Annotated in this window: 14 protein-coding genes and 1 pseudogene; 11 read left to right on the top strand and 4 right to left on the bottom strand. The window is 39.6% G+C overall.

Annotated features, from left to right (window positions below; translation table 11 throughout):
* Window positions 1-141 precede the first annotated feature (141 nt).
* The 4 genes and pseudogenes from Q9R21_RS09625 to Q9R21_RS09610 all read left to right on the top strand — a co-directional run bounded on the left by Q9R21_RS09625 (window position 142) and on the right by Q9R21_RS09610 (window position 5,194).
* Window positions 142-1,405 (top strand): annotated as a pseudogene (locus Q9R21_RS09625) (MgtC/SapB family protein).
* A 105-nt stretch (window positions 1,406-1,510) separates the two neighbouring features.
* Window positions 1,511-3,196 carry a phosphoethanolamine--lipid A transferase gene (locus Q9R21_RS09620; RefSeq protein WP_311204341.1) on the top strand — a complete coding sequence of 562 codons (1,686 nt, stop codon included), beginning with the start codon at window positions 1,511-1,513 and terminating at the stop codon, window positions 3,194-3,196.
* Between the two features lies 1 nt (window position 3,197).
* A complete protein-coding gene (locus tag Q9R21_RS09615; RefSeq protein ID WP_311204340.1) occupies window positions 3,198-3,869 on the top strand; it encodes a response regulator transcription factor in 672 nt (223 codons plus the stop codon).
* 5 nt (window positions 3,870-3,874) lie between these two features.
* Window positions 3,875-5,194: an ATP-binding protein gene (locus Q9R21_RS09610; RefSeq protein WP_311204339.1), complete on the top strand. Its 1,320-nt coding sequence runs from the start codon at window positions 3,875-3,877 to the stop codon at window positions 5,192-5,194.
* A 27-nt stretch (window positions 5,195-5,221) separates the two neighbouring features.
* Here Q9R21_RS09610 and Q9R21_RS09605 read toward each other — a convergent pair whose 3' ends face one another.
* Together Q9R21_RS09605 and Q9R21_RS09600 are read right to left on the bottom strand one after the other, a co-directional pair.
* Entirely contained in the window at window positions 5,222-5,932 is a 711-nt protein-coding gene (locus tag Q9R21_RS09605; RefSeq protein ID WP_311204338.1) for a phosphatase PAP2 family protein, read from the bottom strand.
* A gap of 39 nt (window positions 5,933-5,971) precedes the next feature.
* On the bottom strand, window positions 5,972-6,358 hold the full coding sequence (locus Q9R21_RS09600; protein WP_004280235.1) for a diacylglycerol kinase: 387 nt from the start codon (window positions 6,356-6,358) through the stop codon (window positions 5,972-5,974).
* Window positions 6,359-6,544: 186 nt separating this feature from the next.
* On the opposite strand from Q9R21_RS09600, the gene Q9R21_RS09595 reads away from it, so the two are divergent.
* The 6 genes from Q9R21_RS09595 to Q9R21_RS09570 all read left to right on the top strand — a co-directional run bounded on the left by Q9R21_RS09595 (window position 6,545) and on the right by Q9R21_RS09570 (window position 10,009).
* Window positions 6,545-6,886, top strand: coding sequence for a thermostable hemolysin (locus tag Q9R21_RS09595; RefSeq protein WP_004729797.1), 342 nt, complete (start codon window positions 6,545-6,547; stop codon window positions 6,884-6,886).
* On the top strand, window positions 6,864-7,274 hold the full coding sequence (locus Q9R21_RS09590) for a thermostable hemolysin (RefSeq protein WP_311204337.1): 411 nt from the start codon (window positions 6,864-6,866) through the stop codon (window positions 7,272-7,274). Before Q9R21_RS09595 ends, Q9R21_RS09590 begins: the two co-directional genes overlap by 23 nt.
* A gap of 35 nt (window positions 7,275-7,309) precedes the next feature.
* Window positions 7,310-8,521 (top strand): AMP-binding protein, encoded by a 1,212-nt coding sequence (locus tag Q9R21_RS09585; RefSeq protein ID WP_311204336.1) that lies wholly within the window; start codon window positions 7,310-7,312, stop codon window positions 8,519-8,521.
* A gap of 78 nt (window positions 8,522-8,599) precedes the next feature.
* Entirely contained in the window at window positions 8,600-8,794 is a 195-nt protein-coding gene (locus Q9R21_RS09580; RefSeq protein WP_311204335.1) for a hypothetical protein, read from the top strand.
* A 75-nt stretch (window positions 8,795-8,869) separates the two neighbouring features.
* On the top strand, window positions 8,870-9,724 hold the full coding sequence (locus Q9R21_RS09575) for a TauD/TfdA family dioxygenase (RefSeq protein ID WP_228305181.1): 855 nt from the start codon (window positions 8,870-8,872) through the stop codon (window positions 9,722-9,724).
* A gap of 9 nt (window positions 9,725-9,733) precedes the next feature.
* A complete protein-coding gene (locus tag Q9R21_RS09570) occupies window positions 9,734-10,009 on the top strand; it encodes a hypothetical protein (RefSeq protein WP_311204334.1) in 276 nt (91 codons plus the stop codon).
* 453 nt (window positions 10,010-10,462) lie between these two features.
* Here Q9R21_RS09570 and Q9R21_RS09565 read toward each other — a convergent pair whose 3' ends face one another.
* Window positions 10,463-10,933 carry a transposase gene (locus Q9R21_RS09565; RefSeq protein ID WP_311204333.1) on the bottom strand — a complete coding sequence of 157 codons (471 nt, stop codon included), beginning with the start codon at window positions 10,931-10,933 and terminating at the stop codon, window positions 10,463-10,465.
* 16 nt (window positions 10,934-10,949) lie between these two features.
* Window positions 10,950-11,276 carry a transposase family protein gene (locus tag Q9R21_RS09560; protein ID WP_311204332.1) on the bottom strand — a complete coding sequence of 109 codons (327 nt, stop codon included), beginning with the start codon at window positions 11,274-11,276 and terminating at the stop codon, window positions 10,950-10,952.
* A 270-nt stretch (window positions 11,277-11,546) separates the two neighbouring features.
* On the opposite strand from Q9R21_RS09560, the gene Q9R21_RS09555 reads away from it, so the two are divergent.
* Window positions 11,547-14,087: a hypothetical protein gene (locus Q9R21_RS09555; protein WP_311204331.1), complete on the top strand. Its 2,541-nt coding sequence runs from the start codon at window positions 11,547-11,549 to the stop codon at window positions 14,085-14,087.
* The last annotated feature ends 232 nt before the right edge of the window (window positions 14,088-14,319 follow it).

The raw sequence follows: 14,319 nt of genomic DNA, 5'->3' as shown, positions 1-14,319 counted from the left end.
AGGATGAATGGCAGACTGATCCAATAATTTACAGCTATCTATAGCCCAGAATTTAAAGATACAGCGGTTAAATTGATGGGCTGCTTTAAAAAACTATTTATATACTAAAAATACGCACTGTCACTGGATGACACAAGGTGAATGCTCTTGAATATGCTTTTGCAAAGTTTATCTTTTCAGGAATTACTGACCATCATGCTGTCGGCATTAGGCTGTGGGCTTTTAATTGGACTTGAGCGTGAACGTCATAAAAACAATAACCATGAGCAGAGTTTTGCAGGATTAAGATCATTTACGATTACAGCCTTATTGGGTGCTTCATGCTTCCTTTTGCATCTCTATATTGGAGTGATAGGAGCCGTCGCGGTCAGCCTGTTCTGTGTATAGCCTGTTTCAACAGAAGCAGGATATCGGTTCTACCACTGAACTGGCTTTTTTGATGACTTATATCATTGGCGCTATTTGTGTGTGGAATATCCCACTGGCTGCAGGGATGGCGGTTCTACTCACGATCATCCTGATGGGCAAACAGACATTGCATCAATTTGCCGGAAAAACGATCCAAAGCTATGAGTTAAGAGATGGGCTACTTTTATTGGCTTTGATATTGATTGCGTTGCCGGTCATGCCCAATAAGCCCTTGTGGGGCGCCGTACTCAATCCTTATATCATCCTAAAATTACTCATTTTAATCTTGATTGTGCAGTCCATGGCACATGTGGCAAAACGAATCCTGTCCAATGATAAGGCGCTTATTTTATCTGCCTTAGCCTCGGGATTTGTCTCCAGTACGGCCACAATTGCCAGTTTGGGCATGCAAGTTCGATCCGGACAGGCCAGTGCTAAATTAAATGCAGGTGCGGGATTAATCTCCTGTATTGCCACCTTATTACAGCTCTTGCTGATTGTTCTGGGAGTGAGCGTAGAATGGTTCAAGTTTCTGCTAATTCCGAGTTTGGTGGGCATCGGAATTTTATGTATTGCTGCCGGATTCTTGATTTATCGAACTCCCCAAGCGGATAACAGTATGAGCATTAATGAAATACAAGAAATTGATAGCCGGATGTTCAGTATAAAAGAAGCGGTAATTATTGCGGTCAGTTTGACCTTAATCCAGGCTGGGATTTACGGCGCGAATCTTCTACTGGGGGATAGCGGCTTAATTTTAGGCACTTTTTTAGCCTCTTTATTTGAAGTGCATGCTGCTGTAGCAGGTGTAGTGATACAGGGAAATCCTCACAACCTGACTTTAATTTATGCGGTCATGATTGGACTTGCGGCACATGCGGTGTCTAAAAGTATCAATTCTTTTGTGACCGGGGGATGGAAGTTTTTTCTGTATTTTGCGCCTAGCCAGATTCTACATATGTTAGGGCTTATCTTTATTCTTCTGAGTTTGAAATAAAGAAGGGCTGGTTTGCATATATTATGAAATGATCCAATCATTTTAAGCCATTTTTAAGTTTCAAATTCTAGGCTAAAGCATATTAAAGTCTTTGAGCCACGGATCATGCTGAAGCTGTTTTCCCATTCGTCTTTTTTTAGTCAGCGACCTAAAAAGTCGATTAGTCTTTCAGGCTTCAACATGTTGCTGGCTATTTGGCTAGGACTGATCCTAAACTTTGCTTTCTATCAGAAAATCCATGAATTTACGCCTTATGCCAATCTAAAAGCAGGTCTGTTAATGGCCGCCACGGCTCTGATCATTATTGCGTTTTACAATCTGATATTACAGTGGCTGAACTGGAAATGGAATGCCAAAATACTGGCCAGTGTCCTGATCATTTTGGGTGGCTTTAGTGCTTATTTTGTCAATAGTCTAGGGGTCGTTATTACGCCTGACCAGATCCAGAATATGCTGCAAACCGATGCCCGTGAAGTTCGAGATCTCTGGTCAATGCGACTGATCATCTGGACACTGGTGTTTGTGATTTTTCCCCTCTGTGTTGTGTGGATACTGAAAATACAGCCTGCATCGCTGGGGCGTCAAATCTTACAAAAAGGCTTGAGCAGTGTAATCTCACTTGGACTGATTCTAGGCTTATTGTTCTGTTTCTATGTCGATTATGCAGCCATCTTCAGAGAGCATCGTGATCTGAAGGGAATGCTTTCTCCACAAAATAGCATCGCGTCCACCTTGTCCTATTATAAAAAGAAAGCACCTAAAGCGAATTTGCCTTTGGTGGTTTTTGGCGAAGATGCACATCTGTTACAGCAGGCTCAAATGCAGGAGCATCCCAAATTAATGGTGCTGGTAGTGGGAGAAACTGCACGTGCCGAGAGTTTTGCCTTAAATGGCTATGCGCGTAATACTAATCCTGAACTGAGCAAGTTAGCGGTGATTAATTTCAATCAGGTCAGCTCTTGCGGAACTGCAACAGCCGTTTCAGTCCCGTGTATGTTTTCGGGCATGTCACGTGAAACCTATGATGAACAGCTAGCCAGCCACCGTGAAGGTTTGCTGGATATTGCCCAGCGCGCCGGATATCAGGTGACCTGGATTGATAATAACTCAGGCTGTAAAGGTGCCTGTGACCGGGTACAAAAGTATCAGATTCCGGCACAACTGAAACAGAAGTGGTGTGATGCTGGTGGTGAATGTTTTGATGAAATCCTGGTAGATAGCCTGAAAGATTATCTGGCGCATCTGGATAAAAACAACCCGAAACCACAATTAATTGTACTGCATCAGATGGGTAGTCATGGCCCCGCATATTACAAGCGTTCCAAAGCGCCATATCAGCCATTTCAACCGACCTGTAATACCAATGCTATTCAGGGCTGCAGTACAGAAGAATTAAAGAATAGCTATGATAATTCGATTGTATATACAGACCATGTTCTTGCCCAGATCATTGAAACTTTAAAGCAGCAGACTCCATATCAGACCGGTTTCTGGTACCTGTCTGATCATGGAGAATCCACCGGAGAGCATGGTTTATACCTGCATGGTGCTCCTTATAGCATGGCGCCCACTCAGCAAACCCATGTCCCGATGCTGATGTGGTTCTCCGATGCCTGGAAGCAGCAGAATACCCAGCAGGTCAGCTGTCTCAAAGGACAGACCAACCAAGCCCGTAGTCAGGATCATCTTTTCCCCAGCTTATTAAGCTTGCTGGATATAAAAACGCAAGTGATTGAAGCTAAAAATGATATGCTTGCACAATGCTCACCATCATTAAAGAACAGAGCTTGAAATGCATAAAATACTAATTATTGAAGACGACTTTATGATTGCCGAGTCGACTGAAACATTGCTCAAGCTGCATCAGTTTGATGTGCATTGGGTCAATAATGGGATTGAGGGTTTAAAACAGTTACAGCAGCAGGTCTACGATATTGTCCTGCTCGATTTAGGCTTGCCGATGATGGATGGCATGCTGGTGCTAAAAAATATCCGGCAGAAGTTTCCGAATTTACCGGTGCTGATTATCTCCGCCCGGGATCAGTTACAAAACCGGGTGGATGGGCTGAATCAGGGAGCAGATGATTACTTGATTAAACCCTATGAATTTGACGAGTTGCTGGCCCGTATTCATGCCTTAATACGCCGTAGTGGTTTAAAAAATACCGGGATAGATACGAATAAGAAATTATCACACAGCGGTTTGGAACTAGATCTGGAGCAGCATATCGCTCTGTTTAATGGACAGGCTATAGAATTATCCAATCGGGAATGGTTCATCTTAATGGCCATGTTAAATCATCCGAATAAAATTTTTTCCAAGAATGATCTGGAAGACAAGCTTTATGACTTTGACAGTGATGTCAGTAGTAATACGGTAGAAGTCTATATCCATCATCTGCGGGCAAAATTAGGAAAAGACTTCATACGTACCATACGTGGGCTAGGGTATCGCTTAGGATGAGCGCCATGCAGAAACGTTATTCCTTGCAAAAACGTCTGGTTATTTATATTTCACTGTTTAGCGTGGTGCTGGGCTGTGTGCTGATCTTTGCTGCATACCGGATTGCGCTCGAAGAAATTAATGAAGTACTGGATAAACAGATGCAAAGTCTGGCAGAGCGCATTGCAGAAAATCATCCGCAACCCTTACAAAGTCAAATCGATCTGGCAAAACAGTACAGTGAAGAAGATTTATTTGTAGATATCTGGTCCTATACAGATACAGCCACTTCCTTGCATCTGCAGGATGTTCTGGTGGCGCCGGTCAGGAAAGCAGGTTTCTACAAGCATCAAACGCCGTATGGAACCTGGTTAACTTATATTATTCCTGCTAAGCAATTACAGATTCAGGTGAGCCAGCAGCAAAATGTCCGGCAGGAACTGGCGCTGGAGCTGGCAGCCAATATGTTTCTTCCTTATGTGCTTTTTTTACCTTTTGCATTATTCGGTTTAGGCTGGATGATCCGGAAAAATTTTCAGCCGCTCAATGATTTTAAAACTGAATTGGCCAGCCGCAAGGCACAAGACTTAAAGCCAATTGCAATGAAAGATTATCCCTTGGAGCTGGAACCGACCATTCAGGAAATGAATTATTTGTTTGGCCGCATTTCTCTGGCCCAACAGGAACAACGTCAATTTGTAGCAGATTCTGCCCATGAATTACGCACGCCACTGACAACACTAAACTTACAGCTGCAAATTTTGCTACAGCAGTTCCCTCAAAGCGAGTCTATCCATAATTTGAGTCAAGGCATTTTGCGCATGCAGCATCTGGTCAACCAGTTATTGAGTCTGGCAAAACAGGATGTGACCGAAGGTTTAAGCGAACCTGTTCAATTGCTATCACTGAATCAGATGACAGTCACCTGTATCGAAGAACTAATTCAATTGGCGCTACAGAAAGACATTGATTTGGGCGTAGAACAGCAACAGGAACTGCAGATTCAGGGCCAGGTTTCAGCTTTGCACTCGATTATTTATAATTTAATTGATAATGCAATTAAATACAGTCCGAAGGATGGCGTGATCAATGTATCTATTTTCCAGCAAGGACGGCAGGCGGTTTTACAAATTGAAGACAGTGGGGCAGGGATAGATCCTGCTCAATTCAATCAGATCCGGCAACGCTTCTACCGGATACATAACCATGCAGAAATTGGCAGCGGTTTGGGTTTATCCATTGTAGATAAAGCCACCGAGCGCTTGGGTGGAACACTAGAATTTTCGCGAAGTACCAATCTGAGTGGCCTTTGTGTACAGGTCAAGCTTCCTTTAATCGAAGCCTAAGCGAATAAGCTTCTGGTTTTTTTGGAGTTAAGGTTGCCTGATACTAGAGAGTATAGGAGTGGTCTTTTCTATGGGTAGTTTATGGCTAAACAGCGTATAGCCAATGACATTCATGCACCAGATAATCCAGCCAGTCCATAAATTATGACTCAGGAAATGTGCTCCGCGCATCATTTGTGCCCAGCCCATGGTCAACCCTAAAATTACTGCAGCGATCAGAAGAAAATAAGCCCGCTTGCGGTTAGAAATGCGATAAACAAAATAACCAGCCATCAACGCAAAACCACTAGATGCATGCCCTCCAGGAAAACAGTGGCCCGCAGTAGCACTAAAATCCCATAAAATACCATCATAAGTGGGAATAACCATATTCCAGGGACAGGCATGGGCCGACTGGGATTTTAAAATTCCGATTGAGGCTGTGGTCACTGCCACCATGCTAAAGAAATAGCCAAATTCCCAGCGCCGCGTATGCCAGTTCTGCCATTTTAGTGATGCCAACCAGGCCAGTAATAATGTGATATACACCAGAATCAGCAGGTCTTTCACATAGCGATGATTGAGTTCTGCCAGTGCCCATTGTTGTCGAAGGGGAAATTGACCATGATCATCGATAAAGGGATAGATGAGCTGTAAGTCCAGCACTCCTCCAATGTCAAAGAAGTTGAGAAGAATCAAAAAACTGAAGATCAAAAGTAAAGTTTGGGTCAGTAAAAACCGGGAACGGTCAGTGATCATTTTTAAGTTGTCCATTTCAGGCAGTAGCAAGAGCAGAGGTCAAATCAAATGACCAGCCAAAATGATGCCCCAGGTCAGGGCAATTAAACTAAGTGCTACAAACTGAGCCGCACTGCCCATATCCTTGGCATTTTTAGACAGTTCATGCCGTTCCATGGAAATACGATCTACCACTGCCTCTATCGCTGAGTTAATCAGTTCAATGATCAACGCCAACAGGCACACGGCGACCATGAGCGCTTGCTCAACCCGGCTAACTGGCATCCAAAAGCTTAGAGGAATCAAAATAAGATTAATCAGCAGGATCTGCCGGAAGGCGGCCTCATTTTGAAAGGCGGTTTTAAAACCAGCCAGGGAATAACGGGTCGCATTAAAAATACGCTGCGTTCCTGAGGTGCCTTTATAAGGTGAGCGGTAGGAAGACATAGAACAGTTTCAGTTAACAAGAGATAGGATTAACTTAAATTTTCAATCTTAAAATGTTCTTAAAAAACCGGCCGTTCTCTGGATTTTTTATACACACAGCTTTTACATTCTTTTGCACAAAATTAAGAATTTTTTAAGTTTGGACTTCTATCTTGAGTAGCAAGTTAATTTCGTGGTGTGAGCCAAATGATCAAGTTCAGTTTTGATCCTTATTTATCTAGTCAGATTCACTTTCTAAATACATATTTCAAGCAGCCTGAATATAAAAAACAAATCCATCACAATAAATTTTTAGTACAAGTACCTCCGGCGTATCCGGTAATTTCAGCACAGGATCAATCGCTACATTTGACGGTCAAAACTGTAGAACAAAGCGAGACACCTGAACGCCGTAGCCTGGAACATTTTATTCAGGAAAAATATCAGCAAGTCCATCAGGCCACTGTATCGAGCTTCTCTTCGACCCTGTTTGCCGGTTATCACGGTGCCGAGATGCAGGTGGTGAATGCAGCATTTAAATCAATTTAATGCCTTTCTGGAACAGTATCTCGATGAACCAATTGAAAATATTCTTGGCAAGCTCAGCCAGACCACGGTCAGCCGAGACAAAGTAGTAGAAATTGGCAATCTGGCAGCACTAGATATGGACAAAGCCAAACTGATGGTAGCGTTTCTGGTTTTTCATCTCTCGCAGCAACACATCGAATGGGCAGTATGTACCGGGACAGCCGCTGTGCGTTATGTGCTGCAACAAATGGGATTACATTTTCATGTGCTTGAAAAGGCTGACCCGCAAGTCCTTGGAGAGGCACAACGCCTGTGGGGCAGTTATTACCAGCAGAAACCTTATGTGCTGGCGATTGATGTGGCAGAGGCCCTACAAGTCGCTCGTCAATTTTATCAATTTAGTCATTAAAGCATTTTGCTTGATTACCGAGGCACAGAATTTAAATGATGACTGCTTTATTTGAACGTATCAGCCTGCAAGCACGACAATATCCGCAGCTTGAAGCGGTAGTCACCACACAGGCAACCCTCAGCTATGCGGAGCTACAGCAGCGGGTAGAATTATTGAGTGCCGGTTTCAAGCAGCTTAATCTGCGCCATCTGGCCTTATGGGGCGTGAACAGCATCGACTGGATTGTGGTCGATCTTGCCGCACAAAAAGCCGGCATGACCGTGATTCCGGTGCCTCTGTTTTTTACTGCAGCCCAAGTACGGCATCTGCTTTCCGACAGCCAAACCGAGCTGCTCTGTACTCTAGATGAATCTTTCTCTGCACCAGAATGGCTGTTAAATCTGGCTCAAGACATGAGTAGAGATGAGATTTCCATTACTGGCCAGCTACATGCACGCTTTTTTCAGCTAGAACAGGCAGTACAGTATTCATCTTCTTTACAAACCCAGCAACCAGCAAAAATCACCTATACCTCTGGCAGTACGGGGACACCGAAAGGCGTGTGTCTGGTAGAAGATACCATAGAATCAATTACGCATTCACTCAGTCAGGCACTGGCCAGCAGTCAGCTTGGACGGCATTTGTGCCTGATTCCATTTGCCACCTTATTGGAAAATATTGCCGGCATTTATGTCGAACTGAGCATGGGACGCGCCGTAATTGTTGGCGAGGTGAGCCAGTTCGGTCTGGTATCTAACCATACTTTTGATACACAGCGGTTTGTAAATGCAGTGCAGAGCTATCAAATCGAAAGTGTGATTTTATTACCGCAGATGCTGAAAGCGATTGTGGAATATAGCGCTGAACACGGTGCTACAGGGTTCAAGACGCTGAAATTTATTGCGGTCGGTGGAGGGAAAGTCTCTGCTGATTTACTCAAACAGTGTCAGCAACTTAACCTTCCGGTTTATGAGGGGTATGGCCTGTCCGAGTGTGCCTCGGTAGTCAGTCTGAATCTGCCGGGTGCACGCCGCATTGGCAGTGTGGGCCGGGTTTTACCGCATGTCGAAGTTGAGATTGCAGCCAACAGCGAAGTAGTAGTGAAGGGCAATGCCATGCAGGGTTATGTCAATGATCAGGCCGCGACACCGTATATTCATACGGGTGATGCCGGCTATTTTGATGAGGAAGGCTATTTGTACATTACCGGACGCATCAAGCAGATGATTATCAGCAGTTTTGGACGCAATATTTCCCCGGAATGAGTTGAGTCCAACAGTCTGACCGAGCCGGAAATCCAGCAGATTGCCATTTTTGGCGAAGCCCAGCCCTATCTGTCGGCTGTGATTTATGCCCCTAATGACACCTCAGACCAGCAACTGGTAGCAGCGATTCAACGGGCCAATAGCCGGATGCCAGACTATGCTCAGATCAAACACTGGTGTAGATCTCCAGAGCCATTTTCCCTGAACAAACCAGATGTTGACCGACAACGGCAAACTGCGCAGACAGCAGATCCAGCAAAAGTTTCAGGCTGAACTGATACCGGACGAGTCCCAATCTATTTTTGCATAGTTCACAGACCCATAGATCTGTTGAATGAGAGCGAACACATGAATATTGCACAGCAAGCTTTGCACACCACCCCTAAACAGATTAAAACGCAATTGGTAGAACAGGGCTGGGTTTTGTTAAGACATGAACACTATGACGTGACATCGTTTAGTGAGCTCATGAATAGGTTGTGCCAGCGGCTGACCTATGATCCGGCGCGGGAAAACATCACCCGGCAGTCCCAGAGAGTTGATGCCGGTACCCAGGCCATGGGACTACATATTGAAAATGGTACGACGCCTTTACCGCCCGATATCATCGCCTTTTTCAGTGAGAAAAGTGCTTCGCGCGGTTCGCAGACTACCTTATGTGATGGGCATGAAGTCTGGAAAAATATGTCGGATGCTCTCAAGCAGAAATTTGCCGAACCGATGATCATTAGCCGTTATTTACCCAAACCGATCTGGCAGAAATATGTGGCCACTGCCTTGAATATTGAAAATGCAGAGCAGGTCGGCCAGCAGGAGCTACAACATTTTATCCAGATGGTGCCTGGACAGCAGATTAGCCCGACACATGATGGGGGAGTGTACTACCATTTAAATATGCCGATGGTCCGCCATGACAATCTTAAGGGTGTTCCAGCCTTCGCCAATACCTTACTTGGGCCTTCTTACAATTATGAAAAACCCCGTTTTTATTTTGCAGACGGTTCAGAAATCAGTTCAGACTTACTCGCAGAACTGGCAGAGCGCTGTGAAACCCAGACTTCAGAAATTGACTGGCAGGATGGTGATCTGGTGATCATTGATAACAAACGCTTTATGCGTGGCTTAAGGAGCAGGCAAGGACGGGAAATATTTGCTATCGTTACCATAAGTACAGACGCGCCAGTGTTTCGATCCTCAACTTGAGATCATGTGATGCAACTCATTCAGTTTAATTTAGATTATTTAGACAAGACTTTATCTGATCAACAACGTATTGAATATAAACAAATTATTGACTATGAAATTGTCAAGGAAAGTATTTGTAGCTTGATATTTAAATTAAGCAGACAAACGAAATTAGCTGCCCCTGAACAACAAGACGTACTTCAAAAAAATATAAATAAACTCATCTACATAAGAGATCATTTACAAATTCACGATAGAGCATCCATTCAAAAAATTATGGCTGAGATCAAGTCTTATCAATAATGATATTGATGTCATAGCCACGCAGATTTGCGTAAGCTTGCTTGCACGCAAATCGAGTAGCGATCTGATTTCTGCATAACTTATATTATGTTCATTAACAGATGCTTGACAGCGATGTCACTGGTTACATAAGCTGTCAAGCATAGCACCAACGATTGAAATGAGTTGCGGTAACGCAACTAAATTAGGGTGCTGTCGTAGAGATGTTATTTAACTTATGTTCACCTAAAATCTAGTTCATAAATATATTTTAAAAATCTTCTTTAATTTACAATGCATTGTATATATAAATTATTGTATTAATAAAATTATGATTCATGAACCTAAAGAATTTTACAGTTCATTAAAAAATATTTAAAATTTTCTACAGGGAGGGAGAGCTATCAGATCTCAAATTATGAAAAAAATTGTTTAAAAAAACTTTCTCTATCTTAATTAAAGTTCTTTCATAATTCATTTTTTATTCAGTTCCATGTTATAGATTCCAGCAATTAAACTGAATCTTAAAGCTAATCTTTTACCTCGATTACGATATCGCTCGGCAAGGATTTTGAAAGTTTTCAAACTGCCGAATACATGTTCAATTCCAATTCTTCTTTTATTGATTTCTTGATTGTAAACTTTTAGCTCGGGATCTAGTTTGCAGCATCTCTTTGCTTTTAGAGGCAATAAGCTATTTGGATACATTGCATAGATTCCTTGATAGCCTTTATCTGCAAGAATAAAAGCACCTTTAGGAATCTGATTCAAATTGCGTTTGAAAAGCTCGAAATCATGTACAGCACCACGACTCGTGCATAAACTCAGAACTTGTTGTGTTCTATAATGGATAATGGCTTGAACTTTAAAAGTATGTGCTTTCTTATTGCCACTATAGCTTTTCTTCTGTTTTTTTAGGTCTTTGTATTGGAATTTCTGTGGCATCTACGATCACAACATTTCAGTCGATACCTTCGCCTTCAGGCAAAATCTTGGGTAAATTAAATAGATTGGACTTGATCAGGCAATCCTCTACGTGGCGGACAATTCTTGAAGCAGTAGGCTCTGACACACCATAACTCGTTGCGACATGAAACAATGTTCGGTATTCACGCCAATAACTTAAGCACAGAAGGATTTGATCTTCTATGCTTAACTTAGATGGTCTACCTTTAGCAGGCACAAGCATTTTTAGTTGTTCAACCATTAAATCGAAGGTTGACCATGATATGCCTGTATATCGCTTAAATTGTGTTTCAGAAAGCTTCTTTAAGTCGATGTATTTCATCCGCAAATTATGCATGAAGATTTAAAATTATTTCGGTACAAATAATCAGCAAGAGATAGATCGTTTTTGATTTATAAAAGAGATCTATTAAATAACAAGTTGTGCTTAAAATGATCAAGATTCTTATATTGCAACTGCTCAAAACTTATCTTAACTAAAAAATAATTATCTAATTTTTAAAGACATGCTTATTTAATAATACAAATTTGTATGTTTAAATCTTATATTTAGAAACAAAAAATCATAAATAACTTATGTCGGGGAATAATTGTGATTGAATTAAGTTTGTCATTGAAAAAAATTGAAGAGGAAATTAATTTTGCTAAGGATAATCTTAGAAAATTATCAAATTTGATATCAGGAACCAAAAAAGAAATTAAAAACTATGAAGTTAAATTAAAAAAATATGCTAAGCAAAAAGATGAAGTCGGATTCAAAAAAATTGAAGTTGTACTCAAAAATTTACAAGTAAGGTTAGATGACTCGCAAAAAGAGTTGAATATTTTAAATGATAAGTATGATGCAAAAACTATAAAAATGTTGCAAGAGGAAAAAAAGTCAATTTTATCGAAAATTAACAAGCAAGGAAATAAGCAAATTCTAGATCAACAACGGTTGACTAATGTTAGAGTTGAAAAAGAATATAATGTAATCAGAGATAATTATGTATTAGCTGTAAAGACAGTGATGGATTTCATTGAAACTTCTTTACCTTTTAAAGGAGTTCAAACTCATGAAGAATTTATCAGATTCTTAAATAAGATCAATGAAACATTGCCAGATCCACAACCAACCGATACCAAAGTTGGAGCTATAAGTGCATTATTAAAAGATTTTATTCAATCCTATAATTTAGCTTATCAAAGACGTAAAATAGATCTACCTGTAGTAGAACAAGTAATTTTTAGATTTATAATGACATTTAATAAATGTAAAAATTTTTTTAAAATTTCAATGGGAAAACAGGTATTTACTGTTGAGAAAAAGAATTATGCAATGAGTGCAATTATTATTGATAATACTTCAGAAATGGATATTGAACATATTCAAAAATATAAAGACGATTTAGTGATTGATAATGTTTTATGTCAGTATATAATTGATAAAATTGAGAATATTTATGAAGAAGGTTTGATTACATCTAATGATAAAAAACGTTTAGATAATAATATATATAAACATGAATGGCAGACTTATGAACAAATTTTTGACTTTGACTTCGATGAATTTGTAAACTCTGTACAAAACAGTATTAATAGTGCTCGAAGATTTAAAAATGAGCAGGGTTCAATTCCATTAGAATATAAAAGACATCTGATGAGTAGTTTTGAATATGAAATTCATTCATTAAATTATTCAATAATTCCTAAAAATCATGAATTTTATTCTTATATTGATGATAGTGATAGGCTTGAATTAGTTAAAATCTTAAAAAGTTTGATTGAAATAAATAATTCTTATGAGGGTGTCAATGAGAAGGTTGCATCCACTTTACTATCTAAAAATAATTTTAGTTTTGATATTAAAAAGCGATATTTTAATTATTCTAAAACTATAGGACAAAAGTATTTTTATGGTAAATTTATAACTAAGTTTAATAACTACAATATATATCAAAATAGCTTTCTCAATGTATTCGCAAGTTATATTAATTTAATTATTAAAGAATCTAATAAAGCAGCATTATTTTCAGATAGCCTTTATACATTTTCTAAATCAATGTATTGGCATGTCCTTAATGAGGGGTGTTATGGAGGCATTGCTTTGTATCAGCATGGCCGCATACAACCAGTAAGTGATAGATCTTTACTCTTAAAGGGTATTAGTGAACATGATTTAGTAAATGCTCAAATTTCGCCCGATATTACATTTGCTAAAATATTAAAAGATGAATATGCGACAACATATTTTCTAAATCATATTGATTTAAGATTTAAAAAAATTCTTCCAAAATACGATAATGTTGAAAAATATGAAAATGAAATAAATAATCTGGCAATTGATTTACGTGAAATGCGTAGGCTCTTAGTCAAAAATTTTAAAGCTGCAGATACTATAATTGACTTGGAATTACCGCTTGAATATGAACAATATGCCATGATTGGTGCTCCAAAAGGTAAAATATATGCTTTATGGCAATGGGAAACTTTCGGTGATGGCTTAGGACGTATATGTATAGGTTATGATCAACAAGATATGTCTGTACAAGCAACTAAGAAATCTCGTATGGATGCCACTTATAGACGTGTTCTTCGAGTCAATAGAGATGGCTTAATCTCTCCTGTAGAATCTCCTTGGTTAAATTCTTCTATGATGGATTTAGTTGGAGTCGAAGTTGCACTAGATTTTAATTTATATGTGATAAGAAAATTTCATGCCTTATTTATTGATTGGTATGCAAAAGCCGCACAAAAGATAAAGCAACGTAATTCAGTGCTAGAATCTACAATTGAAATCTTTAATGATGAAATTACTATAGATAATGAGGATTATGAGCAAATTTTTGTTCAAAATAGTTTGAATGAGCAAGTATTTGATGCAGACTCCTCGAATAATAATCAGATTACTGTGTTTAATCGTGGAATAAAATCCAAAAAGTTTTTTAAAATATTGAAGCAAACGTTTCATGTTGTTATTGAGCAAGGCAAGGGTAGTGAAATAAAGGTAAGTCGTTTACAACAGGGTGGAAAAATATATCGCATAGGTCATCATGGGAGTGAAGTGGAATACCATGCGACTTTTGTGAGAAAGGTATTAAAAAGATTAAATATAAGTTTAAATGAATGGAGTTGTGCTATTAAAGAATATTGATATTTCATTTTGAAGTTATATTGTTTGGTATTTTGCTCAAATATCAATCGTATTTGTTACATAATTTTTAAAAAAATATACAAATCCAGAATTTTTCAATAAAGAAACTTTCTGGATTTTATGTGATAAGAGTTAGTGCTGAAAATCATAGGTAAATTCCAGAAGAGAGATCGATTTCAAATGAAGTGGAAGATGATTTAAATATATTTTGAGAGTACATTCTGGTGAAATA

This window comes from Acinetobacter sp. RG5 (assembly GCF_031844265.1).
GTDB lineage: Bacteria > Pseudomonadota > Gammaproteobacteria > Pseudomonadales > Moraxellaceae > Acinetobacter.
Note: the sequence above shows the minus strand (reverse complement) of the source record. Positions and strands in the feature narration are given on the sequence as shown.

Excerpts from the sequence above, each read along its gene's own strand:
- Q9R21_RS09620 (WP_311204341.1), top strand. The coding sequence starts at position 1,511 with ATGCTGAAGCTGTTTTCCCATTCGTCTTTTTTTAGTCAGCGACCTAAA.
- Q9R21_RS09615 (WP_311204340.1), top strand. The coding sequence starts at position 3,198 with ATGCATAAAATACTAATTATTGAAGACGACTTTATGATTGCCGAGTCG.
- Q9R21_RS09610 (WP_311204339.1), top strand. The coding sequence starts at position 3,875 with ATGCAGAAACGTTATTCCTTGCAAAAACGTCTGGTTATTTATATTTCA.
- Q9R21_RS09605 (WP_311204338.1), bottom strand. The coding sequence starts at position 5,932 with ATGATCACTGACCGTTCCCGGTTTTTACTGACCCAAACTTTACTTTTG.
- Q9R21_RS09600 (WP_004280235.1), bottom strand. The coding sequence starts at position 6,358 with ATGTCTTCCTACCGCTCACCTTATAAAGGCACCTCAGGAACGCAGCGT.
- Q9R21_RS09595 (WP_004729797.1), top strand. The coding sequence starts at position 6,545 with ATGATCAAGTTCAGTTTTGATCCTTATTTATCTAGTCAGATTCACTTT.
- Q9R21_RS09590 (WP_311204337.1), top strand. The coding sequence starts at position 6,864 with ATGCAGCATTTAAATCAATTTAATGCCTTTCTGGAACAGTATCTCGAT.
- Q9R21_RS09585 (WP_311204336.1), top strand. The coding sequence starts at position 7,310 with ATGATGACTGCTTTATTTGAACGTATCAGCCTGCAAGCACGACAATAT.
- Q9R21_RS09575 (WP_228305181.1), top strand. The coding sequence starts at position 8,870 with ATGAATATTGCACAGCAAGCTTTGCACACCACCCCTAAACAGATTAAA.
- Q9R21_RS09570 (WP_311204334.1), top strand. The coding sequence starts at position 9,734 with ATGCAACTCATTCAGTTTAATTTAGATTATTTAGACAAGACTTTATCT.
- Q9R21_RS09565 (WP_311204333.1), bottom strand. The coding sequence starts at position 10,933 with ATGCCACAGAAATTCCAATACAAAGACCTAAAAAAACAGAAGAAAAGC.
- Q9R21_RS09560 (WP_311204332.1), bottom strand. The coding sequence starts at position 11,276 with ATGAAATACATCGACTTAAAGAAGCTTTCTGAAACACAATTTAAGCGA.